The sequence below is a fragment of the Mesorhizobium sp. ES1-4 genome (assembly GCF_020164745.1).
GTDB lineage: Bacteria > Pseudomonadota > Alphaproteobacteria > Rhizobiales > Rhizobiaceae > Mesorhizobium.
Genome location: NZ_JAIUGV010000003.1, coordinates 269,013 through 294,205, shown reverse-complemented (window position 1 = coordinate 294,205; position 25,193 = coordinate 269,013). Strand labels below are relative to the sequence as shown.

Annotated in this window: 20 protein-coding genes and 2 pseudogenes; 9 read left to right on the top strand and 13 right to left on the bottom strand. The window is 60.7% G+C overall.

What is annotated here, in order from left to right:
* The first annotated feature begins 37 nt into the window (after positions 1-37).
* Together LB556_RS07350 and LB556_RS07345 are read left to right on the top strand one after the other, a co-directional pair.
* Positions 38-1,564 (top strand): acyl--CoA ligase, encoded by a 1,527-nt coding sequence (locus tag LB556_RS07350; protein ID WP_224565569.1) that lies wholly within the window; start codon positions 38-40, stop codon positions 1,562-1,564.
* 253 nt (positions 1,565-1,817) lie between these two features.
* Entirely contained in the window at positions 1,818-2,798 is a 981-nt protein-coding gene (locus LB556_RS07345; protein ID WP_224565566.1) for a 2-dehydropantoate 2-reductase, read from the top strand.
* 766 nt (positions 2,799-3,564) lie between these two features.
* Here LB556_RS07345 and LB556_RS07340 read toward each other — a convergent pair.
* Positions 3,565-4,731 carry a sulfite oxidase gene (locus LB556_RS07340; protein WP_224565564.1) on the bottom strand — a complete coding sequence of 389 codons (1,167 nt, stop codon included), beginning with the start codon at positions 4,729-4,731 and terminating at the stop codon, positions 3,565-3,567.
* Positions 4,732-5,482: 751 nt separating this feature from the next.
* A complete protein-coding gene (locus LB556_RS07335) occupies positions 5,483-6,982 on the bottom strand; it encodes a winged helix-turn-helix domain-containing tetratricopeptide repeat protein (protein ID WP_224565562.1) in 1,500 nt (499 codons plus the stop codon).
* A 123-nt stretch (positions 6,983-7,105) separates the two neighbouring features.
* Here LB556_RS07335 and LB556_RS07330 point away from each other — a divergent pair, with 123 nt between their 5' ends.
* Entirely contained in the window at positions 7,106-7,363 is a 258-nt protein-coding gene (locus LB556_RS07330) for a DUF1127 domain-containing protein (RefSeq protein WP_224565560.1), read from the top strand.
* Positions 7,364-7,379: 16 nt separating this feature from the next.
* Positions 7,380-7,577 (top strand): annotated as a pseudogene (locus LB556_RS07325) (integrase); the annotation flags it as partial.
* Between the two features lie 325 nt (positions 7,578-7,902).
* Here the strand turns inward: LB556_RS07325 and LB556_RS07320 are convergent.
* Positions 7,903-9,645, bottom strand: coding sequence for a putative bifunctional diguanylate cyclase/phosphodiesterase (locus LB556_RS07320; RefSeq protein WP_224565558.1), 1,743 nt, complete (start codon positions 9,643-9,645; stop codon positions 7,903-7,905).
* A gap of 227 nt (positions 9,646-9,872) precedes the next feature.
* Positions 9,873-10,763, bottom strand: coding sequence for an MEDS domain-containing protein (locus LB556_RS07315; RefSeq protein WP_224565556.1), 891 nt, complete (start codon positions 10,761-10,763; stop codon positions 9,873-9,875).
* Between the two features lie 183 nt (positions 10,764-10,946).
* On the opposite strand from LB556_RS07315, the gene LB556_RS07310 reads away from it, so the two are divergent.
* Both LB556_RS07310 and LB556_RS07305 read left to right on the top strand, forming a co-directional pair.
* On the top strand, positions 10,947-11,822 hold the full coding sequence (locus LB556_RS07310; protein ID WP_263485128.1) for a LysR substrate-binding domain-containing protein: 876 nt from the start codon (positions 10,947-10,949) through the stop codon (positions 11,820-11,822).
* A 213-nt stretch (positions 11,823-12,035) separates the two neighbouring features.
* A complete protein-coding gene (locus LB556_RS07305) occupies positions 12,036-12,464 on the top strand; it encodes a DUF1810 domain-containing protein (RefSeq protein WP_224565552.1) in 429 nt (142 codons plus the stop codon).
* 278 nt (positions 12,465-12,742) lie between these two features.
* Here LB556_RS07305 and LB556_RS07300 read toward each other — a convergent pair whose 3' ends face one another.
* Positions 12,743-14,227, bottom strand: a complete 1,485-nt coding sequence (locus tag LB556_RS07300; protein WP_318011262.1) for an inorganic triphosphatase — start codon at positions 14,225-14,227, stop codon at positions 12,743-12,745.
* Positions 14,228-14,351: 124 nt separating this feature from the next.
* On the opposite strand from LB556_RS07300, the gene LB556_RS07295 reads away from it, so the two are divergent.
* A complete protein-coding gene (locus LB556_RS07295; RefSeq protein WP_140641868.1) occupies positions 14,352-14,531 on the top strand; it encodes a hypothetical protein in 180 nt (59 codons plus the stop codon).
* 188 nt (positions 14,532-14,719) lie between these two features.
* Here LB556_RS07295 and LB556_RS07290 read toward each other — a convergent pair.
* A pseudogene (locus LB556_RS07290) lies at positions 14,720-14,934 on the bottom strand (hypothetical protein); the annotation flags it as partial.
* Positions 14,935-15,437: 503 nt separating this feature from the next.
* Here LB556_RS07290 and LB556_RS07285 point away from each other — a divergent pair.
* Positions 15,438-16,439, top strand: coding sequence for a phosphatase PAP2 family protein (locus LB556_RS07285; protein WP_224565550.1), 1,002 nt, complete (start codon positions 15,438-15,440; stop codon positions 16,437-16,439).
* A 117-nt stretch (positions 16,440-16,556) separates the two neighbouring features.
* The gene (locus tag LB556_RS07280; RefSeq protein WP_224565548.1) at positions 16,557-17,639 is read left to right on the top strand and encodes a phosphatase PAP2 family protein; all 1,083 of its coding nucleotides are present in this window, start codon (positions 16,557-16,559) and stop codon (positions 17,637-17,639) included.
* Between the two features lie 330 nt (positions 17,640-17,969).
* On the opposite strand, the gene LB556_RS07275 is transcribed toward LB556_RS07280, so the two are convergent.
* The 7 genes from LB556_RS07275 to LB556_RS07245 all read right to left on the bottom strand — a co-directional run bounded on the left by LB556_RS07275 (position 17,970) and on the right by LB556_RS07245 (position 25,192).
* Positions 17,970-19,358 (bottom strand): sensor histidine kinase, encoded by a 1,389-nt coding sequence (locus LB556_RS07275; protein ID WP_224565546.1) that lies wholly within the window; start codon positions 19,356-19,358, stop codon positions 17,970-17,972.
* 51 nt (positions 19,359-19,409) lie between these two features.
* The gene (locus tag LB556_RS07270; RefSeq protein ID WP_224565544.1) at positions 19,410-19,763 is read right to left on the bottom strand and encodes a response regulator; all 354 of its coding nucleotides are present in this window, start codon (positions 19,761-19,763) and stop codon (positions 19,410-19,412) included.
* 20 nt (positions 19,764-19,783) lie between these two features.
* Positions 19,784-21,682 (bottom strand): PAS domain S-box protein, encoded by a 1,899-nt coding sequence (locus LB556_RS07265; RefSeq protein WP_224565542.1) that lies wholly within the window; start codon positions 21,680-21,682, stop codon positions 19,784-19,786.
* Between the two features lie 141 nt (positions 21,683-21,823).
* Entirely contained in the window at positions 21,824-22,795 is a 972-nt protein-coding gene (locus LB556_RS07260; RefSeq protein ID WP_224565959.1) for a branched-chain amino acid ABC transporter permease, read from the bottom strand.
* 19 nt (positions 22,796-22,814) lie between these two features.
* Positions 22,815-23,702, bottom strand: coding sequence for a branched-chain amino acid ABC transporter permease (locus LB556_RS07255; protein WP_224565540.1), 888 nt, complete (start codon positions 23,700-23,702; stop codon positions 22,815-22,817).
* A 7-nt stretch (positions 23,703-23,709) separates the two neighbouring features.
* A complete protein-coding gene (locus LB556_RS07250; RefSeq protein WP_224565538.1) occupies positions 23,710-24,420 on the bottom strand; it encodes an ABC transporter ATP-binding protein in 711 nt (236 codons plus the stop codon).
* Entirely contained in the window at positions 24,413-25,192 is a 780-nt protein-coding gene (locus tag LB556_RS07245) for an ABC transporter ATP-binding protein (RefSeq protein WP_224565957.1), read from the bottom strand. The genes LB556_RS07250 and LB556_RS07245 overlap by 8 nt, the downstream gene beginning before the upstream one ends.
* Between the last annotated feature and the right edge of the window lies 1 nt (position 25,193).

Below are 25,193 nucleotides of genomic sequence, written 5' to 3'. Positions count from 1 at the left end.
GCTGGACTTTCACAAGCAGTCACATGAAACATGGCCGATGAACATGACCCGGACCCACACAGACCTCTCCCATCGCCTCGTCGCAGGCGCCGATGATGCGCCGGCGATCCTGGCTCCCGACAGGCCCACGCTGACCCATGGCGGGCTGCGCGCGCTGATCGCGACGACCGCCACGCAACTCCATGCGCTCGGTATCGGCCGTGGCGACCGGGTGGCGATCGTGCTGCCGAACGGGCCGGAGATGGCGACGGCCTTCATCGCGGTGGCGGCCACAGCCTCGACGGCTCCCCTCAATCCCGCCTACCGGGCCGACGAACTCGATTTCTACCTGACGGACATCGGCGCCAGGGCGATCCTCGTCGCCGAGAACGAGACTGGTCCGGCGGTGACGGTGGCCGAGCGCCTCGGCATCGGCGTGCTGCGGCTGATCGCGCCGGCTGGCGCGCCGGCCGGCAGCTTCACCATCGAGGGCGCGGCGGTCGGTCCGCGGGCGGGCCCCGACATGGCTGGGGACGGCGACATCGCGCTGCTGCTGCACACGTCGGGGACCACGTCGCGGCCCAAGCTGGTGCCGCTCAGCCACGCTAATGTCGCGGCCTCCGCCCGCCATATCGGCGCGACGCTTGGCCTGACGGCCAACGACCGCTGCCTTAACATCATGCCGCTGTTCCACATTCACGGTCTGATTGCGGCGGTGCTGTCGTCGCTGGCATCGGGCGGCAGCATTTACTGTACGCCGGGCTTCAACGCGCTGCGCTTCTTCCAATGGCTCGGCGACGCCAGGCCGAGCTGGTACACGGCCGTGCCGACCATGCACCAGGCGATCCTGGCGCGCGCGCCGCGCAATGCCGAAGCGCTGGCGGCAGCGTCGCTGCGCTTCATCCGCTCGTCCTCGGCCTCGCTGCCGGCGCAGGTGATGGCCGAACTGGAAGCGACCTTCGGCTGTCCGGTCATCGAATCCTACGGCATGACCGAGGCCGCGCACCAGATGGCGTCGAACCGGCTGCCGCCGGGCCTGCGCAAACCGGGCAGCGTCGGCGCCGCCGGCGGACCCGAGGTCGCCGTCATGGCGCCGGACGGGCGGCTGCTCGAGCCAGGCGAGACCGGCGAAATCGTCATTCGCGGCCCCAATGTCACCTCGGGCTACGAGAAGAACCCGGACGCCAACGCCACGGCCTTCGCGCATGGCTGGTTCCACACCGGCGACCAGGGCGTGCTCGACGACGAAGGATATCTCCGCGTCACCGGGCGGCTGAAGGAGATCATCAATCGCGGCGGCGAAAAGATCTCGCCGCTGGAGGTCGACGATGTGCTGATGGACCACCCGGCGGTGGCGCAGGTCGTCACCTTCGCCATGCCGCATGACAAGCTGGGCGAGGAGGTGGCGGCGGCGGTGGTGCTGCGCGAAGGCATGAGCGCCACCGAGGGCGATATCCGCGCCCACGCCGCGGCCCGGCTCGCCGACTTCAAGGTGCCGCGCAAGGTGCTGATCCTGGACGAGATCCCCAAGGGCGCGACGGGCAAGCTGCAGCGCATAGGGCTGGCCGCCAAGCTCGGGTTCTAGAGCATGATGCCGAAAAGTGTGAAGCGGATTTCGGACGACATCATGCTCTATCCTTTTGATTTAGAGACGGATTCAGATTTCAGGTCGACTCGACCCGAAATCATCCGGCTCTAGAGCAATTCCAGGAAAAGTGCGTAGCGGTTTTCCGTCCGGAATTGCGTGAAAACGAATGCATGTCGCTTGGAAGTGTCCTCGGTTCCGAGATGGCGACATGCCGAGATAACGACATGCATAGGATCAAAGGCTCACTACGATGAAGATCACAATCTTCGGCGCCGGCGCCATCGGCGGCTATCTCGCGGCCAAGCTGGCCATCGCCGGCCGCACCGACCTGTCGATCGTCGCCCGCGGCGCGCATCTCGAAGCGATCGCGGCAAATGGCCTGCGCCTGATCGAGGACGGCAAGGAAACGACCGCCCCCGTCCGCGCCGCCGCCCAGGCGGAAGAGCTTGGCGCGCAGGACTACGTCGTGCTGGCGCTGAAGGCGCATTCCGTCGCGCCCGCGCTCGACCAGATCGCACCGCTGCTCGGCGACCACACATCGGTCCTCACCATGCAGAACGGCGTGCCCTGGTGGTATTTCTACAAAACAGGCGGCGCGCTCGAAGGCAACAGGCTGCATCAGGTCGACCCCGGCGGCACGATATGGGATCGGCTCGGCCCGCGGCGCGTCATCGGCTCGGTCGTCTACCCCGCCGTCGAGGTCGACGCACCCGGCCTCATCCGCCATGTCGAGGGCAGGCGCTTCTCGCTCGGCGAACCCTCGGGCGAGAAGAGCGAACGGGCAACGCTCCTGGCCGGCGAGATGGTCAAGGCCGGGCTGCAGGCGCCGGTGCGCGACGACATACGCGCGGAGATCTGGATAAAACTGTGGGGCAACCTCTCCTTCAACCCGATCTCGGCGCTGACCGGCAGCACGCTTGCCGCGATCGTCGCCGACGAAGGCACCCGCACGCTCGCCCGCGCCATGATGCTGGAAGCGCAGGCAATCGGCGAAAGCCTCGGCGTGCGCTTCCCCATAGACGTCGACCGCCGCATCAGGGGCGCCGGCGACGTCGGCGAACACAAGACCTCGATGCTGCAGGACCTGGAACGCGGCCGCCCGATGGAGATCGACGCGCTGGTGGGCGCGGTGCAGGAACTTGGCCGGCTGACGGGCAAGCCGACGCCGGCGATCGATGGGGTGCTGGCGCTGGTGAGAAGGTTGGGGGTGGAGCGGGGGTGCTATGGGTGAGCGCGATTGTCTAAGCCCGAAGCGACGGCCGCTCTGATATGCGCGATGCGGGTTGGTTGGCTAACAACCATTTTTTGAACCAAAGCCGAACTTCGCCTTTGAGGCTGTGATGGCAGCTTTGCGCCTCATGTCGGACGTTCGAAGTGGCGGTCGCGGCCCCCGAAAGCAGCCGTTCATTCACTGCGGCAAAGAATGGCTGCCGCCTCCGGCTGGGTTCGACCGAGCTTGCAAGCTCGCAAGGGGAAACTAGGTCGCGTCGTGACACAAGTGGTGCCGCAGAGACGGAACGCGCTTGCTCGCGGGGCTGTCACCGTCTGACAACGATACCGTACCGCGGGGCCGCTCCGCGCGACCCGCAAGGATGCCGAGGCCACGCTCGCTTCGGCGAAACAGAACGCAAGACCGTTCTCGTTGGTCGATCCTGGGGCGGATTGTCACCAATCAGGTGACAATCCGAGGGTCTCGGGGGGACGTGCCGACAGGCCGAACTGGCGGCGCTGTTGTCCCGCTTGTGTATACCTTCCCTGCATTAGACGGCCACTCTCCCAGTTGAGTTTGGCCACAATGTTAGCGAGAGGCGATCCAAGGTCGGCCTTTGGTCATAATGAGCCTACCTATTCGCTACAGGCAGCGCAGCTTTGCGCGTCCAAGCGGAAGTCATCCCGCACACGCGAATACGCTTGCTTGACAGTGACGAAATGACCCCATGTTCCGCATGAGGTCAAATCGATCCTCGATGAGGTGGCACGGCCGACTGGTAGACTTCTCAAACAATGCCGATCCGACGCGTGACCTGGCCGTTGCTTTCCCAGTATGTATGTTTCCTGGTAATCCATGGATCATCCATGGCAGGCTGGATTTGTCCCGCCATATCAGTGGCACGCGAGGTGACCGTGTGCTCGCCCTTTGCTGGGTCTTTCCAGTCGAGGTACCACACCTTCCAGGCGAATTCAGCTTCTTCACCATGGTCTATCGTCGCTTCAAGCCATGGGCCGTTATCAACCTTCACTTCGACCTTGGCGATTGGGGCCCCCCAGGCTGCACCGCTGATCCGGTATCCGGCATCGCTACGCGTCACTCTGGCAGGCGCCGACTTCAGCAATGCACGGCCGACCGAGGTCTCGGCCCACACCGTCTCGCCATTGTGCTCTTCCTCGCGGATGGTGACGTAGTCTCGTGCCATCAATTGGCTCATGAAGCGCGTGTTGCGTATCTCAATGCGCTTGAGCCACTTGACGTTGGCGATGCCATACCATCCGGGGGCGATGAGTCGCACCGGGGATCCGTTGGGTGGCGGCAGCGCGGCCCCATTCATCTCGTAGCAGAGGATGTTGTTGGGGCTCATCGCGTCGGCGAGCGACATGCTGCGGGCGAAATTCTGATGCATCTTGACGTCGCGGTTATTGTCCTTGAGAGCGATGTCACCGACGTCAGTGCCCCAGAAAACAACTTCGATGCCGTTGTCGTTGACCCCTGCCTCCTCAAGTATGGCGGCGAGCGGCGTGCCAGCCCAGCGGGCGTTGCCAATGCCGCCGGTAAAGAATGGAAAACCATGATTGCCCGAACATTCCACCGTGAAGGCCACTTCTTGGCGCGGCCGCGCCTTGAGGTCGGCGAGCGACAGGCTCAGAGGCTTCTTCACCAACCCATCAATTTCCAGCTTCCAGGCATTCACATCGATGTTTGGCCGATCAAAATGAGCGATGCTGAAGAACTTGTTATTAGGCGTCACCCATGAATCCATATCCTCCCAGACAAGCTGGCTCTGGATGACCGCGGGAACAGGATTGGGTTGCGGCTGGTCCAGCCACGGGATCACGCTCTCACCCGCCCGGCTTGGAAAGGCTTGGGCAAACTGTGAATTGAAGACCGCCAGTGCGGCAACGGCCGCGCTACCTTGAACGATGAATTCGCGGCGTGCAAGATGATGCATAATGGTTCCTCCTCCAGTGTGAAAAGCTGTTTTCTCCTCCAGGCATAAAAGTGACAGCGGCCGGAATCGTACAAGGGAGAGGCCGGCCGAGGCGGGCAAATCTTGAGAGCGCTCGGAATCTGGCGAGTTAGAAGCGCGCCGTCTCTTAGGCGGATTCTCCCGCTCTCAGTCGCAGGCTCTATCAGGTCCCAGCCAGCGATCCGCAAACGTACGCCTTATGTGCGTTCGTGGCGAGGGCAAACGTAAGGATACGCTAATTAAGATTGTGACCATCAAGATGGGTCTGTCCGCCGATTGCGGCCTTCCCGTTCGGTGAGATCAGCGCTGGTTTGGTTGTTGCACCAGCTATTCTGGAGAGACCTCCTGGTTAATCACCCATCTCGTAGCTGCCACTAGCTCCTGCGCCGCAGTTCAACGCAATATACGCTACCGGGCGACAGACTCGCGTCGGGTCGAAAGCGGAATGGCGGCTTCTGGCTAGTTCGCTCCAGAGCCGATCGTCGGCTTCCGCGAACCAAGCCACCGGACCGCAACGCGCCCTCATCTCGGAGGCAAACATTACCTTCGCTCGAAAGCGGACGGTCCGCCGAACTAACATGAGCGCATGCTCGACGATGGGCCTGATCCAGCAATGACCCCGATGTCAGGTTCCTACAGTATGGGAGGTTGTTATGGCGATGATCATCGCCGTCGTCTTCCTACTGCTCACATGCACCGAAATGCAGCGATGAGTTCTCGGACCGACTGGATCCTATAAAAAGCCGGCCTTTCTGAAGCCGGAGAGGAAGAGCTCGAAGGATGCCGGGTCTGCGAAGGGAAGGTAGGCAAGGTAGCCAAGCGAGAGGTCCGGTTGCCGGCTCAGTGTAGCCTTGACCGCGACATGCGCGTTTTCCATCTCGCCCAGATGTGCGTAGGCCGCCGCAAGAAAGGCATGGATGAAGAACTGGTCGCCGGCCTTCCGATAAACGTCGATGGCCTCGGCATATCGGCCGAGCAGGAAGAGCGCGCTGCCCTTCACCTCCCAGAACCAGACCGGGGGCAACGGGTCGAGCAGTATGGCCCTTTCGAGGACCGCCAAGGACTGCTGAGGTTGGCCGCCGTAGTTGAGCCAGCTTGCATAGTCTCCGGCAATGTTGACGTCGTGCGGATTGAGCGTACGGGCCTGCTGGAAATGCAGTCCGGCATCACCGTGCAGGCGCATATGTACGAGCACGAGACCCATGCTCTGGTTGCAGATGCCGTCATTCCGGTCGAGCAGGAGCGCCGTGCGCGCAGACTGCAAGGCACTTTGCAGCGTACGAGGATCGCGGTCGTACCAGAATCGCGCAACCAGGCACTGCGCCAGATAGGCATGACCTTGAGCAAAAGCCGGATCGAGTTCGGCGCTCCGGGCGAACATGGATTCGCCCTTGTCCATTTCATACTGATGGTAGTGCGCGCGACCCTGCAAGTAGTAGTCGTAGGCGGCCCAATCGGCCGGCGGGGTTCGCCGCGAGCGGCTAGTCGCATCTGCCTCGGCAGCGCCTTGGACGGTTGAAGCCACGAGGGCCGCCACCTCCTCCTGAACCGAAAAGATGTCCTCAAGCGCCCTGTCGTAGCGTTGAGCCCACAAATGGAAGCCGCTGGCGCCGTCGATCAGTTGCGCTGTGATCCGGATGCGGTCCCCGAGCCGTCGCACGCTGCCCTCGACGAGGTAGCGCGCGCCGAGTTGCCGGTGGACTTCCGCGGAATCCGGCGCTGGCCCACGAAACTGAAAAGATGAATTGCGCGCGATCACCACGAGCGACCGGTATCGCGCCAGTTCGGTAATGATATCTTCGGTGATGCCGTCGCTCAGATATTGTTGGTCCTGATCGCCGCTCAAATTGGCGAAGGGCAGCACGGCAATGGTGGGTTTGCCGGACGGCGCGATCGCTCGCTGCACTGAACCTTCCACGCGCTCGACAGGCGCGGTGAAGCGGTAGCCGACGCGAGGCACGGTGGCGATCCAGTCGCCACCTTGGTCGGTAGGGCCGAGTGCCTTCCTCAGCGTCGCAATCTGGACGGTGAGATTGCTTTCCTCGACCGCCAGGTCCGGCCAGGCAGCTTCCATCAGCTCGGCCTTGGTCAAGATGTCGCCGGGCCGCGCTGCAAGCGTGGCGAGCAGCGTGATGCCGCGATGCCCGATGGAGATCGGTAGCTCTTGCCGCAGGAGCGTCCCCTTCTCAGGGTCGAGCACGAACGGACCAAAGGCGAGGTGAACCCGTTGCATCCAGCCATATTAGACGTTTCGGAATTTTTCGGAACAGTTTCGGCCGCGCTTTAGTACGCAGGTCCGCTCATCCGCCAAAGTAGCGTCATCGATTTTAGCAGCACCAAGAAAAGGACGAGCCAAATGAGCACGCAGCTTTCTCTTACCTCAAGATTCTACCAATCTTTCTGCAGCGAACAGCCGACGTGGACGATTGGACCGGCATCGGTCTGGGCGAGACTCATCGCCCTGCGCGGCCTTGTCGCGGTCTGGCGCGAGCGCATGTACTATCGCAAGGAGCTGAAGCGACTGGCGGAACATGGGCCTCAGCGGATCGACGACGTCGGTCTCACCCTGGCTGGCGTCGAGGCGGAACTGCAAAAGCCGTTCTGGCAGGCATGATTTGCATCCATAATACACTGCCATTGGGCTTCGAGCATCGGATTATGGCACGCATTCTCTGCGCAGAACAAAGGCTCCAATGATCTGCAAGGCGACGGGCAACCTGCACGCGATTCAGATCCTGCTCGGGCATACCAAGATCGAGAATACAGTGCGGTATTTGGGCGTCGATATCGAAGACGCTTTGCTCTTGGGAGAACGAACTGAAATCTGACGCCGTAGGGGGGCATTCGTGTACGGCGGATGACCTCTTCGCGCGACGGTATTGTTGTGCTGCGAGTTCGGGCTGGGGGGTGGGAAACGGGCTCCCGGGTTTCGGGCTGCGACGCCGCGCAAGCCGCCTTTCACCGAGTCATCGAGCTTCGACGGCAATGCGCCTCTATTCGGACGTTGCGAAACCGAGACCTCCATCCCAAGATCTGACATCGTCTCACGCTCGACTCGACGTCGCTCTGCGCCGGAAACAAGCTCTGAACGGGCGATCTTGATCTCTTCCCACCTCGACGCCGTGGCTGGGGTGCGCTCGGAGCGCCACGATCTTAACCTTCTCCAACCCTACTCGAGAGTGAGGTAAAGGTCGCGGCGTCCACGGCCTTGCCAAAGAAAAATCCCTGTCCGAAGGGACAATTCATGTCCCGCAGACGTGCGCAATCCTCGTCCGTTTCGATTCCCTCCGCCACAACACGAAATCCGAGTTCGTTCGAGATCCTGATGATCGATTCGACAATGATCTGCTTGGAGCGGCTTTCTTGAAGGCCTGTGACGAAGGTGCGATCGATCTTGATCTCCGTAATAGGAAGCTCTTCGAGATAGCGCAGGTTCGCGTAGCCCGTCCCAAAGTCATCAATTGAGAGGCCAACCCCAAGCTGACGAAGATCCCTCATTATCGACAGCATTTCTCCCGAGCTTTCGACCATCAAGCTCTCGGTGAGCTCAAGGGTGATCCACGCGGGATTGACCCCGCGCTCGGACACCACCTCGTGAACCAATTGCGGCATGTCGCGAAGCTTGAATTCGACGGCCGAGACATTCATCGAAAACTTGAGCGCGGTCGCCCGGCGGTCGTTTGTCAATTGCGCATAGTCGACGATCGCCCGCAAACCGCGGGACCCGATGTCAAGTATCAGACCGGTGTCTTCGGCGTGCTCGATGAATTTTCCGGGCTGCTGGGTTCCAAACAGGCCGTGATGCCAGCGCAGCAAAGCCTCTGCACCGACCAGAGTTCCCGCGTTCAGCTCGACCTGCGGCTGATAATAGAAGCCGAACTCGTCATTGGCCAGTGCCTGCTGCATTTCGCGGGTCAGGCGTAGTCGATTACGCGCTTGCCGCTCATCCTCGGGTTTGAATTCACGAACCTCAAGGAAGGCCGATGACTTTGATCTACGCAAGGCGACGCCGGCTTGGCGGACCAGAGTCATCGCGTCGGCCATTGGGGAACCGACGACATAGCCCATGGCGAACCGCATGTTGATCGTGGCTCCGGCAACGACGAAGCTCTGTGACAGGACCGATCGGATTGTCGCGTTGACAGCCTGGGCACTTTGGCCTGGCGTTAGCGGATGCGCAACGCCAAATTCGTCTGAGCCGGTACGTGAGACTACGGCAATGCCCGCTCTGGCGAGCCGCTGTGCAATCTGTTTCAGGACCTGATCGCCGATGTCGTAGCCGTAACCTTCGTTGATGTCATGGAAACCTGCCATGTCGATCTTGGAAATCAGGATCTGCTCCTGCCGGCCAATCAGGAGATTTCCAATTTCCTCTATGAAGGCATACCGATTGAGGGCGCCTGTCAGAAGGTCCGAACGTGCACTATGCTCGATCTGCTCTGCGGCATTTTTTCCCGCCGTCACGTTGCGGATCAACCCGATGTAATGCGTTGCCTCTTGCCCGTCTGCACTTACCGGCACAAGTCGGAAATCATTCCAGAACAGACTGCCATCTTTGCGATAATTCCTCAAAGTGACGGATATGCTCGTCCGCCTCGCAATTGCCTCGCTAACAGCATGTATTTCAGGCTGGAGCCGGTCGCTACCTTGCAAAAAGCGGCAGTTTTTCCCGACTAGCTCATTGGTGACGTATCCTGTAATCTCTTGGAAAGCGCGGTTGACGTAAACTAGCGGGCAATCCTTGTCGCGCAGGTCACTAACGGCCACGCCGTCTCGTGAGAGATCAGGTAGCCGATTCGTGATCGTTTCCGGTAAGTGGTCGCGAAGCCAGTCGGAGCGTTCATTCGGTGTCGAGGTGACTAGCGCGCCGAAACCGGCCTTGAATTTTGGTGGCATGGCTCACCTGCGAGACGTGTGGGTCCAGAAATCGAGCCAGAAACTATCAGCCGGCGTCACACTTTCTACTGGGAGGAATCACAGGATGGATGGGCCAGAAAACCATTCGGGCCGATCTTCACGCCAGCGTATCGACCCCAGTCTGCTGCGCGGAAAATGAGTACTCGCTGGCAGGCTCGCGGAGTTTCCGAAGCTATATCGGGGATGAACCTTCTTGTGTTCGTTCGCTAATCGCTCAGGACGATACGCAGGAGGTCGACGGTGCTCCTAGCCCCGGTCTTCCTAATTAGATTTTCGCGGTGAAACTCGACGGTTCGGGGGGCGATGTTCAGGGCGCGGGCGATCTCCTTGCTTGAGTGCCCTTTGGCGATCTGGGCCAACACGATCCGTTCTCTTGCCGTCAGCGCATCATGGCCCGGAAAGGGATTCGGCAGAGTATCCGGCGCCCCGTTGGGCTTCCCGCCCTGCTGCTTTGATTGCCTGAGTTCAGGGGGCTCAAGAAACTCCCAATCATTGTTTTGCCTGATGATCGTGCCTTGATGGGCGCGCGCAACCTCGAGAAGGTCCACGATCCCGCTTGCTGCCATGGAGTAAGTGCACAAGACGAGCATTTTTTGGCCGGCTACCGACCGGTCCAGGTCACGCTCGTATTCGCAAAACTTCTCCCAATGGTCGGTGCCGAGCCAGAATGCGTTCCCGCTGATCCGTATTCCGTCATAGCCTTTCGCCAATGCCTTCCGGAGCCTTTCGTTCCAGCTTCCGATAATCCGTTTCAGCTCAAACTCACCTTTGGGCGTGTACCATTCGGCAGCCCGAACTACTTCGATCTGACCGGCGGACAAGCGCTTGTCGATATCGGGAATCGATGCTCGCAACGCGTCTGCGGCGCCTTCTGCAGTGATCGGATCGGAGATCGCCCATAGGCAGAACTCGTTGTTCTCCAAGCCCGCTTGAAAGTACGGGATGTTGGCATCCAACAGGTCTTGCGCGGTTTCGTAGAAAACGCACATGTGCATGCCCCAGGAAGTCTCGCCCAGAACGCTTATCCCTGACTTGCGCTGCGAGCCCGCCTCTTCGCCGCTATGCCATTCTGAAGAAAGGGAGTGCCTCTGCGTCATCGGAAAATCACCTGCGGTAAAGGCTTTGCAACTCCATAGCAGCAGATGGGGGGAAGCATGAGGCGCTGGTGGCGATGCGAGAACCCAAGATGGGTACGCCTTGCCTATCACTCAAATAGATTATATCGATGCCACTAAGCGGTTGAGTAGATTAATAGAGGCGCTTCTTTGGAAATTCGGCAGTTGCAGCATTTCGTCGCCGTGGCCGAGGAAAAGCACTTCACTCGAGCGGCGCAGCGCGTGAACATCGTGCAGTCGGCCCTTTCAAATTCGATCCGGTTGCTCGAGGAAGAACTCGACGCAAAGTTGTTTGTCCGCAGCACGCGTCAAGTCAGGCTGACTGACGCTGGACGGACGTTGCTTGCCAAGGCGAGGAGTGCGCTGGATTCCATCCGGGATGCGCGCGAGGCGGTGGCAGCTGTCCGCAATCTCGAACGAGGAACATTGAGCATCGGCACCGTCCAAAGTCTTCCGGCGTTTCTCGATCTGCCCTCGCTCATTGAAAAATTCCACACCTTGCATCCCGGCGTTGAGGTCAAACTGCGTCAAGGCAGCTCTTCGGAACTCATCGAAAGAATCAGAAACGGTCGTCTCGATCTGGCGTTTTTCCCGCTCAGCGAGTCACCAGCCGACATCAAGACTGATATGATTGCCTGCGAGCCCCTCGTCCTTGCATGTGCTGCAGCGCACCCCCTCGCGGGGGCGCAAGGGGTCTCTTTGGCCGCTCTGAAAGATGAGCCCTTTGTCGACTTCGAACCGGCTTGGGGGACACGAAGGCTGGTTGACCAGGCATTCTTCGGCGCCGGCATTGGCCGACACATTGCCTTCGAGGTCAGCGATCTTGAAACGCTCGTTGAGTTGGTAAGGCGAGGCATGGGCGTGGCTCTTCTGCCCGAAGCTGTCGCGGAAGCTCGCCGCGCCTCGCTGGGAATTGCTTGTCTCGCCGGCCCGGAGATTTGCTGGGAACTCGTGGTAGCCTATCAGACAGTCGAAGGCGACGATCAGCGACCCCCAGATCGAGCTGCGCGAGCCTTTCTGAATTTATTGGATATGCCATAGGATCGAAGGAAGATGTCGCATTTACCATCCGGCGGCACGCTGTCCGGCTGTCCTGCCCTGGAGACTGTCATCAGCATATCGAGGTGGAGCGACCGATGAGCTACTTGCGGGAATTCGGACGCCTTGGCGGACACGCCAAGCGCGGGGAGGCCGACGTTGGGAGAAGGCGAGCGATCACGCCCAGGCCTGGATCGTTCTTGCCGAGGCGTAAGCATGGCGGCTGACGACCCATTCGACCTGGCCCGCTTTCGTACCGCACAGGACCCGGTTTTCGAAGCAGCGGTGGCAGAGCTGCGCGCTGGCCACAAGCGTTCCCACTGGATGTGGTTCGTTTTCCCGCAGCTGCGCGGACTTGGGCACTCGCCGACCGCCCAGCTCTATGGTATCTCCTCCCAGGATGAGGCGCGGGCGTACCTCGCGGATGCCGTCCTTGGCCAACGCCTGCGTCATGCGACAGCGGCGGCTCTCAGTGTAAGCGGCCGCTCAGCACACGAGATCTTCGGCTCTCCAGACGATTTGAAGTTCCGCTCATCAATGACGCTATTTGGCGAAACCGCCGACCTTGACGGCTCCATCTTCCACCAGGCGCTAGACCGGTTCTTTGGAGGTGAGCGTGACCAGCACACGCTGGACCTGCTCTGAACAGCGCGACGCATGCGCCGCCCCCGGCAGGCAGCGTCATTGCCGTCCAAGAGATCTTGGGGCTGAAATTTTCGATGCCTGCCAGAAGCGTCTGATTTGCCAACAAGCGGAGCTCTGGCAGCTCTGCGCCTGACGTCAGTAGTTACCGTGGACTTCTCCATTCGCCGAAAGCGGACATTACCGGGAATACGCTTAGTTTGCGCAAGAAGCGGAGCATTGCATTTAAGAACCCGGCGGCGGGCATGTCGGTGCTGGAGTCACTCCCTCTGCATGCTGCCTCAACGCCAGAAGCGCTTCGTGTTGACAAAGGTGTCGTGCGCTTCCGCGGCCTCCTTGAGAAGCTTGGACTTGTCGTCGGCGCTGAAGAGGTCCTTCGCACCAGCCACGTCCGAAAGCTCCAGCGCTGCCAGCATATCGGGAGCCGTGGCGATATCGTTGAGGTTGCCGAGTTGATCCTGCAGGCCCTTCATCGCGTCGATGAACCGTCGATGGCGTTTGGCTTCCGCCTTGCTGTTGTAAAGCGGCTCGAAGAACTCCGCCGCGTAGCGCAGTTTCTTTGCGGCGATCCGCACCTTATGGCGGGTCTCGTCATCGGCATCGATCAGATTTTCGCCGCCCTTCTTTACCTTTTTCCAAAATTCATCGAACACGTCCGAGGCGAAATCCTTCGACGACCGCTGCAACATTTCGTCCGATTGGGTTCGCCAGTCTCTGATAGAAATCCACTCAATGAAATCCATCATCAGGGAACGCGCACGCACCGAGGAAAGCGATGCTTCGAGCGCCGTATAGGCGTCGTCGCGCGCATCTTGAAGATGGCTTGAAAGGGCCTCGCTCGAAGCGCGGTCGATCATCACGTCGATATTGCGCGCATCGCCAAATTCCGAGGTAAGCCATTTGAATTCTTCTCGCAGGTGATCGAAACGGCTGTCGTTGAACAGCGACTTGCAGATCGAAAATAGGGAGCGCAGCCGTCGCAGCGACACACGAGCCTGATGCAGGGCGTCCGAATCGCGAGACCAGCCCAGCGCCGTTTCGTTGAGACGAAACTGTTTGAGACAGGCTGCTGCGATGCGCGCGAACGCCGTTGCCGCGCTCATCTCGGACGTGAGCGGTGTCGAAGCTGCCTTCACAGCACCGGGTGCCGGGCCAAGCAGACGATAGCCTCGTTCAGCTTTGCTCAGCACCCCGAGATGCGCCGGCGCGATCAGGTCGACTTTCCGGGCGAGCGCAAACAGCGCTGTCGGCGAGCCCGCCTTCTTTTCCAACTCGATCTCGCAGAACGGCGCCTCGCGATCGGCTGCAACGACCTTGCCAAGATCCAAAGCGACTTCGACCGTGGCGCCGCTGTCCGTCACATTCCAACGATGCCGTTTGACATGAACCTCGAACAGGGGCGCGAGTTTGGGGCCAGCCCCTGCGAGCAGGTCTCGGATCTCCGGATCGTCAAGCATCGGTATATCGCCGGCGACTGGTTGCTCCCATTCCTCGCGTGCGAACGATCCGGCCGCGGCGTCATCGCTGGCTTTGACGGTTTGTATCCGTTCATTTCCCGATTGCCGAATGCGAAGCGACAGGCCGCGCTTGGACAGGTCCCATCGCGGGGTGTCGAAATAGATCGATCTTTGTTGGAGAATGGTAGGCGAGGCTCCGAACGGATTTTTCTTGAGGAGCGATCCCGCACCCGACCGCGAAAGCTCGAGCTTCAGTTCCGTTTCCTGCATAATGTCCTCGGCGCAGCCTCGCTTCGCATGGTGCGTCATAAACCTGTCACAAACAACTGGATCAACTGCGCCCGGATTCAAGCCGGCGAACGACAATGCGCCAACCGGAACCACACTTCTCAGTCTTCGTTCATCCGATGATGCAAGAGAAAGACACACGGAGATGGCTACCAAAGAAAAGAAGAATAAAGAGAGCCGCGTGGTGAAAGGGCAAGAGTTGGAGGTGGAGCACCTGACGGAAATTGCCGACGTCTCGCCGAAGCAAGCGCGCGCTTTATTGCGCAAGCATGGTGCTGACTGGACCAAGCTCAAAGACGAAGCCGAAGATTTGAAGGAGGAGTGAGACTCCGGGCGCGATTTCTTTCAGCCCGACACCGAATGTCCCGTTGCGACCCGGGCGACGCTTCATGCAATTCCCAGCCACGGTCTGCTTCGGGATATTGAGACCATCCTCGGGTGGAGTTGAGCAGCCGCTGTTACGATTATTCCTCCGAAAGAGGCCAGTCCGCTGTCGGCCCGATCAAGACATTCCTACACCGGGCAAAACGCGCGATCCCCTGACCGCGTGCGGTCGATCTGGAGCCAATCAGTCCCCGCCCGCCCCAGCACCCGCGCATAAACCTCGGCCACAATCCCGCGCCGAAATACCAGCACGCACACCATGAAGATCAGCCCGGTGGCGATGGTCATCGGGAAACTGATGTGGCCAGCGTGTTTTCCAGGCCGCCGACGACGAGGCTGGCACCCAAGCCGACGCCGGCGGTCGATGGGTGCTGGCGCTGGTGCGGCGGCTGGCGATGGAGCGGGGTGTTATGGGTGAGGGTGGCGAGCGACGGTGAGCCTTTGTGCGTCCGCTCTGCCCGACGATACGGAGCAGCGACCTTAAGAGCGTTGATAACGACTTTTGGGCCAACGCCGGAGCTTGGCTTTTGAAAATTACAAATGGCGGCTTTGCGCTCATCTCTGTCGCAGGGGCCAGCTTGGCCACACCCCAAAAAGCAGACATCGTCTGCGGCGGTCACAAGCAACTGCCGCGTGGATCGAATGTGATGCGTCTATCTCCGGTTCTTTGTCAGGTCTACACAACTTTCCTCGACTGCGGGCATTGCGATCTGGCGTAGTAATTTATCAGTAATATTGGCTTGTTATCGATGACGATCTTTCGACAGCGAATAATATTAGAATACGGTACATTACAATGGTCTTAATTACCGAAGTCTCCAATTATAGTACACCCAAAAAATGGTCGGTGAGGCTGGCACTTTACGTAGGCATCTATGTCCTCGTCGCATTCTACCTGGATCCGCAATCTTTCGGGGTCCTTGGTCAAGTTTACGCCGAAAAATTCGTCATCGCCATTCCGATATTGTTAGTTGGGGGCGTCGGCACCGGAGCGCTCATTTTCGGCCGTCAGGCTCCGACGCGATACGCCGTTCAACTACTTCGAACGCGCTGGCGGGGTTGCGTGCCCGTAATCCTGTTCTTCCTCGTCGGCATGACTGCGTTTTCCACCCACAAGAGCATGATTCCGAGGATCGTTCCGTTCTATGCCGACCCATGGCTTGCTGATCTGGACGAATGGATACATGGAGCGGCGCCATGGGAATTGGCGCATCGTCTCGACCACGACCTATGGGCGTTCTCTGTCTTCAAAAGTTACGAGGTGCTTTGGTACGCACAATGGTTTGGGACGATCCTCTTTGTCGGCATGTGGTCGGACCGGATCGCACGCATTCGCTATCTTTGGGCGGCGGCTTTGACCATCTCGATCGTTGGTACCTTGCTCGCACTCCTCTTGTCGTCCGCTGGTCCCATCTATTATGATTACTTCGTTGGCGGCGACCGCTTCGACGATCTGAAGGGCGCCATGTCTGCTCTGGAGTCCAGCAGTGTCGTCCGGGAGTATGCTGATTATCTCTTGACCCTGCACACGACAGGGAATGCAGGTTTTGGGGGCGGCATCTCGGCCATGCCCAGCCTGCATGTTGGCCTTGCCACGCTGAACGCCTATTTCCTTTCCTCTCTCAACCGCTGGCTTGGCGTTCTTGGCTGGATCTTCGCTGCCTTGATCATGTACGGGTCGGTGTACACCGGATGGCACTACGCGGTGGACGGCTACCTCTCTATCGTCGTGGTATCGCTGATCTGGTGGGGGACAGGACGTCTGGTGCGCGAGCAGGGCCACTGGGCGCCCCATCGACGGAACACTGCCGAGCTTGAACCGTCGCTCCCCTGCGCTCTTGAAGAATGACTGCATCAATCTGAACGCTTCGACGGGGTGCCTCAAGGAGCAATGTTCGTTTCCAGATTTGGCATCCCTTCGAATATCGCGATGTGATTTATAAACTTCGGACAAGGTGCATGCTTCATGGCTTCTTCTGAAAGCGCCCGTTACATTTTGCAAAAAAGTCGACTTTCGGCATGGATCGCTTACCTGAGGCGCGGAGACCTGGCTCTCTACGCTTTGATCTCTGCGTTCGTCTGTACAACCTTTCTCGTCGCAACAATTAGGGGCGATTCAATCCTTCCCAACATCCTTGAATATGCCGACCGGGTCGTGCGGGCCTGTCTGTTACTAAGCTCCGTCCTTGTGCTCTGGATCTGTTCAAGCGCGCTCGTTCAGGGTCGTCGCGGGTCACCAGTCAGCCTCGTGGCGGCTGACCTGCGAAGACTGATTATGTCGAGCATGTTGGCACGGTATCTCTACGCTTGCGCCATATTGGCCCTCTTCATGGCGGCCTTCCTCTACAACAAGATGATGATTCCGGTTGTGGCCCCCTTCCAATGGGACGAAACCTTCTCCCGCTGGGACGCAAGTCTTTTGGGTGGACACCAGGCATGGCAAGTCATCCAGCCGCTCGTTGGCGTACCCTGGATCACCCTGCTGCTCGACCTCGCCTATTCCCTATGGGTACCGATGGTCTTCCTGTTCTGGGGAGGGCTGTTCGCCAGTTCGCGCGTCCCGGAGCCGATACGTGTGCGCTATTGGGGGGCGACAGTCATTTCCTGGCTTCTGATAGGCGTGGTGATGGCAGCCATGTTCTCGTCCGCCGGGCCCTGTTACTTTTCGGAAATCGTCCCGGGCAAGCCCTCGCCATATCTTGATCTCATGCACTATCTTGATGAGGTCGCAGCCGCCTATCCGTTGTCATCATCCTTGACCAAGGAGCTTCTTTGGCAGGTGTATATTGGAAATGTAGACCTGTTCGGTGGTATTTCGGCCATGCCCAGCATGCACAACGCGCAGGCTGCTTTGTTTGCGGCGGTCGCGTACTCCATTAGTCGCAGGCTCGGTCATGTCATGCTGACCTATGCTGTATTGATCTTTCTCGGCTCAATTCATCTTGGGTGGCACTATGCTGTGGATGGCATTGTCGGTGTTGTCGCGGCGCTCGCCGTCTGGCTGGCTTGCGGAAGGCTTGGCCAGGAGCGAAGGACGGCACTCTCTTGAATGCTGTCCCAACACGAGAGCTATGGCAAAAGCAGTGATATCAAGAGAGGGCTGTCGCGCCGAGTGGCGGCAGCGGCCTTGGCGGCGCTTGGTGCTATCCGATCAACCGCGTCCGTCGATCTGGACCTGATCACCCCTTCCTCGCCCGCATGAAGCTCCCCACAATCCGCGCCGAGATACCAGCACGCAGACCAAAGATCAGCCCAGTGGCGATGGTCACCGGGAAACCTGATGTGGCCAGCGTGTTTCCAAGGCCGACGTGCTGGGCAGCGGGTCCACAGGGTCAAGGAGGAGCTAACGGTGGCTGTCGCTCCGATCTGTCGGCGTCGATCAGTTCGCATCGTTCAGCCAGCCGGGATTGGCAATAAGGACGTGACACGAAATGCCGGCAGGTCGCGGATCGAGCTGGACGCTGCCGAATTCCACAGGCAAGACGTCCAGGATCAGCCTTAGGCCGAAGCCCCGGTCAAGCTTTGAGGGAACGGGTGGCCCCCCGCTCTCGCGCCAGTACAGTTCTAGCCCGTTTGTTGTGATCTCCCACTGTATGGCGACCGTTCCAGAGGCTTTCAAAAGCGCACCGAACTTGGCTGCGTTCGAGCAGAGTTCATTGAAGACGAGTGCAAGGGGCACATTCAGCCGTGCTGGCAGCCTTATGTCGGGGCCTTGGAGTTCGAACCTGGTCGGGGACCAAAAGGGTTCGACAACGCCGACAATCAGGTCTGTCAGTCGAAACGGGTCCCCCTGCTGCGCAACAGTCAGATCGGTGGCCTTTGCCAAGGCAGCAAGTCTTCCGAGGAAGCTCTTCAGCGCGTCTGGATCGGCGGCACCACGGCCGAATGATTGAGTGGCCAGTGCCTGTATTACGCTGAGCGAATTCTTCACACGGTGATGGACCTCGCGCAGCAGCAAGTGCTTCTGTTCTTCAGCGCGCTTGCGCTCGTCGATATCCATCACGACGCCGATGATGTGCGTTGGCTCTCCGGTAGGAGCGATCTTTATCTCCGCCCGGAGCAGCCGCCAGCGCAATGATCCATCGGGAAACCTGCAACGGAATTCCGCTTCAAAGTGCGGATCGGCCGTGCTGGCCGCCTTACAGCGGATTTCCATGATCCTGTCTAGGTCGCCCGGACCCAAGAGCATCCGAAGTTCCGCGACGGTGGGACATGCATCGGCGGGCAAACCGAACATGCGATTGAGCTCGGGGCTGACCGTGAGACGATCCGTCGGGACATCGAGCTCCCATACGGCCAGTCTGGCGGCATCAATGGCCAGCCGCTGTCTCAGTTCAGCTTCTCGCAAAGCGTTTTCCGCCAGCTTGCGACCGGTGATATCCTGGATGGTGCCGAGGAAGCGCACCGGCTTCACGGTGTCGCCGACCCGTTGAAAAACCGCCTCCCCATGAGCCAGGACCCAGCGAACCTCGCGTGTATCCGCGCGCACGATCCTGTACTCGTAAGGGTCGTTGTTCCTGATGCTGGGATCCAACGCCATGCCGGCCAGTTTCCACGTGCGAGGTAAATCATCCGGGTGCGTGACGGCGCGAACCTTCTCGAGGGTGATCGGCTCGTCAGGAGAAAAGCCGGAGATCTTCCGAGCCCGAGGCGAGTAGTTCATCTCGTTCGTCTCGAGGTCCCAGTCCCAAATGCCTATGGGGGCGGCACGAAGCGCCAGCCTGAGCTTTAGATTGTCATCCCGAAACTTATCACTCGGACGACGCACGTTTCCTCCAAACGGGATACGAGTGCTGTGATGGAGGTCTTCTCACCAAACTCATTCGTTTGTCCCGCCGGCGCCATGGAGAGCCATCTGCAGCGCCCTGGCCAGCTTGTCCTCGGAATAGGGTTTGTCGATGATCGGAGCCCCTCTTGCGAACTCAGCCGCCCCTTGGCCGTAGCCGGTGGCGCACACCATCGGGATGCGACGAAGCCTTAAAGCTTCGGCGACGCGATGGCTCAACTCCCCGCGTATGTTCAGGTCCAGGACGGCCGCGTCGATGTCATTTGCGGATATCAGTTCCAATGCGGCGTTGATGGACGTGGCGGGACCGATGACCGTGATGCCCAGTTCGGTCAGAAAATCCTCCGCCATCATGGCAATCACGGATTCGTCCTCGACCAGGAGCACCCGCGTTCCAGACAGTGACGTCATTGTGCGAGCATCCCATCTGGCAGCGGCGCGTCGATCCTGCAAATCAACCCCTGAGGCTGGAACTCCAAGGCGACCTTTGCCTGCAGATCTGCTGCGAGGCCGCCAGTAATTAGACGCGAGCCAAACCCCCGCCGCGACGGAGACGAGACCGGCGGGCCGCCCAATTCGCTCCAGATGAGATTCAACCGCGGCTGTGGCAGGTCGGTGCGAGACCACTCGACCGAAACTCTGCCCGCCTCGTTGGAAAGGGCCCCATACTTCACGGCGTTTGTCAGCAGCTCATGGAAGGCAAGCGCTACGGAAAGCGCCTGGTTCGGATGCAAGAGAACCGCGGGTCCGCTCGCTGAGACCCGATTGGAAAACGTGCCTCTGATCTGAAGGCTGTCGGCAACGAGCTGGTCCAGGGATGCATGCTCCCAACTCGTTTGGGTCAGAATGTTGTGCGCGGCCGAAAGGGCCATGAGCCGGCCCTCAAAGGCGGCATGAGCTTCGGTGGCGGGGGTTCCCCTGAATGTCTGATGTGCAATGCCCTGGACCACCGCCAATGTATTCTTCACACGATGGTTGAGCTCAGCCATCAGCAGTTCCCGTTGTGCTTCGGATCGCTTCCGCTCGCTGATGTCCACGACCGAGGCGAGAACCATCAGCCCTTCGCTTGTCTCGATTGGGCTGAGCCCAATCTCGACGGGCACCTCGCTTCCGTCCTTGCGGCGTGCATTGAGGTCCCTGCCCGCGCCCATTGGGCGCGCCAGGGGACGACTGCCATAGGTGCCGCGAAGCACCGGGTGCGAGCTGCGAAAGCGGTCGGGGACCAGCATTTCAATGCCTTGGCCGATCATTTCCGCCCGCTGATAGCCAAAGACCGTTTCGGCGTGCAAGTTGACGAGAATGATACGGCCGCTCTCGTCCGTCATGACCATGCCGCTTGGGGCCGCCTCTACGGCTGATCGAAATCGCTCCTCGCTGTGGCGGAGCGCTGCTTCCACCTGTTCGCTTTCGGTCATGTCGACATTCACGCCAATCAGCCCGCGAAATTGTCCCTTGGCGGAAAAATGAGGGCGAGCGACCGTAAGAAGCGTGCGGTATTCACCCCTGCAGTTCTTGTAGCGTCCTTGAACCGAGACGGTGGATTGCGTCGCCAACGCATCCGTCATTCGGGCTCCGATATCTACAGCGTCGTCGGGGTGGATGGTCGGATACCAGCTGAAGTTCGGGATGTCCTCGCTCTCGATGCCCCAGAACTCCCGGAGCATTCCGTTCAGATTCGTGCACTTCCCCGAGGCGTCGCACGTCCAGATCATGACTGGAACGTCTTCCGACATCAGCCGGAATTGCTGTTCGGAGGCTCGCAACTCGTCTTCTGCAAGTTTTCGGGCTTCTTCCGCACGGGTGCGTTCGAGATAGAAGCCAATCTGTCGGGCAATCGTGGTGGCAAGGTCTATCTCGCGGATGCTGCAGGTGTGCTTCTGTTCGTAGTAGGTCATGAACTTGCCGACCACTTCGCCTTGCGCCACCAATGGGATGAACGCCAAGCCGACGATGCCTTCGCTGGCGATCCGGTCTTTTACGGCTGCGGGTTCATCGGTGTCCGCGATGTCCGATACGAATATTGGCTCGGCGTTGCGTTCCCCGACTTTCCAGGGCGAATGCCCAGCAAGGGCTTGCCGGTAGCCGTCGGATAGGCCCCGCCAGGCCACAAAGCGCATTACCCCTTCTTCGTCAAAGAGCAGCATGGAGGCCCGCCGGCACCCGAGACCATCGCGTATGGCATCAAGGCCGGCGTCAAATGCTTCGTGATTGGATTTTGCCCGATAGAGACGGTCCGTCAGCACGTACAAAGCGCTGAGTTCATCCGCCCGGTCCGTGAGCCTCTCGCTGCCCCCGTTTATCTTCACCGCACCCCTCCCTTGGCGAATGGTGAATTAGCACAACGCGATGTAACGCCGACGGGCCATCTTTGTTCCAGCCCCTTGGGATGCGCCGCTTCGGTCTGGAAGGTCCCGGCGATGGTGAGGCTGCGGCGTGTCCGCCGCCTTTCACCCCGTCCCCGCGCGCCCGATCACCCGCGCGTAAACCTCGCCCACAATCCCGCGCCGAAACACCAGCACGCAGACCATGAAGATCAGCCCGGTGGCGATGGTCACCGGGAAGCCGGATGTCGCCAGCGTGTTTTCCAGGCCGACGACGAGGCTGGCGCCGATGATCGGGCCGACCATGGTGCCGATGCCGCCCAGAAGCGTCATCAGGATCACCTCGCCCGACATCTGCCAAGTGACGTCGGTGAGGGTGGCGAACTGGAAGACGATCGCCTTGAGCGAGCCGGCGAGCCCGGCCAGCGCCGCCGACATGACGAAGGCGCCGAGCTTGTAGCTGGCTACGGAATAGCCCAGCGAAATGGCGCGGCTCTCGTTTTCGCGGATCGAGCGCAGGATCATGCCGAAGGGCGAATTGACGATGCGCCAGATGGCGAAGACGCCGACCAGGACCGCGACAAGCACGAAATAATACATGTTCATCGGGGCGTTGAGGTCGAGGATGCCGAACAGCATGCCGCGCGGCACGCCCTGGATGCCGTCCTCGCCCTGCGTGAACGGCGCTTGCACGCAGAAGAAGAAGAACATCTGCGACAGCGCCAGCGTGATCATGGCGAAATAGATGCCTTGCCGGCGAATGGCGAAGAAACCCATGACGAGGCCGAGCAATGCCGCGCCCGCCATGCCGAGCAGGACGCCGGCTTCCGGCGGCCAGCCCCACACCTTGACGGCGTGGGCGGTGAAATAGGCCGCCCCGCCGAAGAAGGTGGCGTGGCCGAAGGACAAGAGGCCGGTATAGCCGAGCAGGAGGTTGAAGGCGCAGGCAAACAGCGCGAAACACAGCATCTTCATCAGGAAGATCGGGTAGACGAAGAAGGGTGCGGCCAGCAGCGCCAGGATGCCGAGCCCGACCAGCGCCCATTCAAGCCTTGCCGAGGGTTTGGCCGACGTCTCGCGAAGGCTGAGATCGGCCATGCCAGTTCCTTCCGACATGTCAGGCATCCCTTCCGAACAGGCCGGCCGGCCGCACCAGGAGCACGATCGCCATGATGACGAAGACCACGAGGTTGGAGGCCTCGGGGTAGAAGACCTTGGTCAGGCCTTCGGCCAGGCCGAGCATGTAGCCGGTGACGATGGCGCCGAGGATCGACCCCATGCCGCCGATCACGACCACCGCGAAGACGACGATGATGAGATCCGACCCCATCAGCGGGCTGACCTGATAGACGGGCGCCGCCAGGATGCCGGCAAGCCCGGCCAGGGCGGAGCCGAGGCCGTAGGTGAGGGTCAACAGCAACGGCACGTTGACGCCGAAGGCCTGGACGAGACGGGGATTCTCGGTTGCCGCGCGCAGGTAGGACCCGAGCCTGGTCTTCTCGATCAGCGCCCAGGTTCCGAAGCAGACGATCAGCGAGGCGACCACGACCCAGCCGCGATAGTTGGGCAGGAACATGAAGCCGAGATTGGTGCCGCCGGCCAGCAGCGGCGGCACGGCGTAGGGGTTTCCCGAGACGCCGTAATAGTAGCGGAATATGCCTTCCAGCACAAGCGCGAGGCCGAAGGTGAAGAGCAGGCCGTAGAGCGGGTCGGTGTCGTAGAGCCTGGACAGCGCCAGGCGCTCGACGACGACGCCGAACAGGCCGACGATCAGCGGCGCCAGGACCAGCGCCGGCCAATAGCCGATGCCGAGATGCGTGAGCAGGAGATAGCCGACGAAGGCGCCCAGCATGTACTGGGCGCCATGGGCGAAATTGATGACGCGCAGCAGGCCGAAGATGACGGCCAGGCCCAGGCTCAGCATGGCGTAGAAGGAACCGTTGATCAGGCCGACCAGCAACTGGCCGAGCAATGCCTGGACGGGGATGCCGAAGATCATCGTCATGGCGTCATCATACACCCAGAATTTCGTGGAGCAGCGTCATGCGGTCCGCCAGTTCGCCGGTGGGGAACCCGGCCACGACCTTGCCGTGCTCCATCAGGTAGAAACGGTCGGCGACACGGCTGGCGAAGCGGAAATTCTGCTCAACCAGCAGGATCGTCATGCCGCGCTTCTTCAGCGTCACCAGCAGCTCGCCTATGCGCTGCACGATCACCGGGGCGAGGCCTTCGGTCGGTTCGTCGAGAAGCAGCATCTTGACGCCGGTCCGCAGCATGCGCGCGATCGCCAGCATCTGCTGTTCGCCGCCCGAGAGCCGCGTGCCCGGGCTGTTGCGCCGCTCCTTCAGATTGGGAAAGAGATCGAAGATTTCCTCGACGCTCATGCCGCCCCGGGCGACGACCGGCGGCAGCACCAGGTTCTCGTCGACGGTCAGCGTCGCGAAGATGCCGCGCTCCTCCGGCACGAAGCCGATGCCCTGGTGGGCTGTGCGGTGCAGCGGCAGCCGCATCAGGTCGGCGCCATCGAAAACGACTTCGCCCGTCCGCCGGCGGATCAGGCCCATGATGGCGCGCAGCGTCGTCGTCTTGCCGACGCCGTTGCGGCCAAGCAATGTCACGGTCTCGCCGGCAAACACCTCGAGGTCGACGCCGTGCAGCGCATGGCTCTCGCCATACCAGGCGTTGAGACCGCGGACGGCAAGCAGGGGCGCGGCGCTAGTCATCGGCGGTGCCCATATAGGCAACCTTGACGCGCTCGTCGCGGCTGACGGTGGCGTAGTCGCCGGCCGCAAGCACCTCGCCGCGCTGCATCACCGTTATCCAGTCGCACAGATCGGCCACGACGGTCAGATTGTGCTCGACCATCAATATGGCGCGGTCGCTCGCCACGGAGCGGATGATGGCGGAAACCGTGGCCACGTCCTCATGGCCCATGCCGGCCATCGGCTCGTCCAGCAGCAGCACTTTCGGATCCAGCGCCAGTGTCGTGGCGATCTCGAGCACGCGTTTCCTGCCGTAGGAAAGATCGCCGGCCGGCCTGTTGGCGGCATCGTCGAGGCCGACGGAGCGCAGCAGCTCCATTGCGCGCGGCGTCAGCCGATCGAGCGCCGCCAGCGAGCGCCAGAACTGGATGCCGAGCCCGGCCGGCCGCTGCAGCGCGACGCGCACATTGTCGAGCACGCTGAGGTGCGGAAAAGTCGCCGATATCTGGAACGAGCGCACCAGCCCCATCCGCGCCACCCTGGCCGGCGGCGTGCGGGTGATGTCGTGGCCGAGCAGCTCGATCCTGCCGCTGGTCGGCGCCAGGAATTTCGTCAGGAGGTTGAAAACGGTCGTCTTGCCGGCGCCGTTGGGTCCGATCAGGGCATGGATGTTGCCATGACGGACATCGAGGTCGACGTTCCTGACGGCGACGAAGCCGGCAAAGTCGCGCCTCAGGCCGCGGGCGGAAAGCACCACCCGCGGTTCACTTCTGTCGAGGTCGGGCGGCGCCATG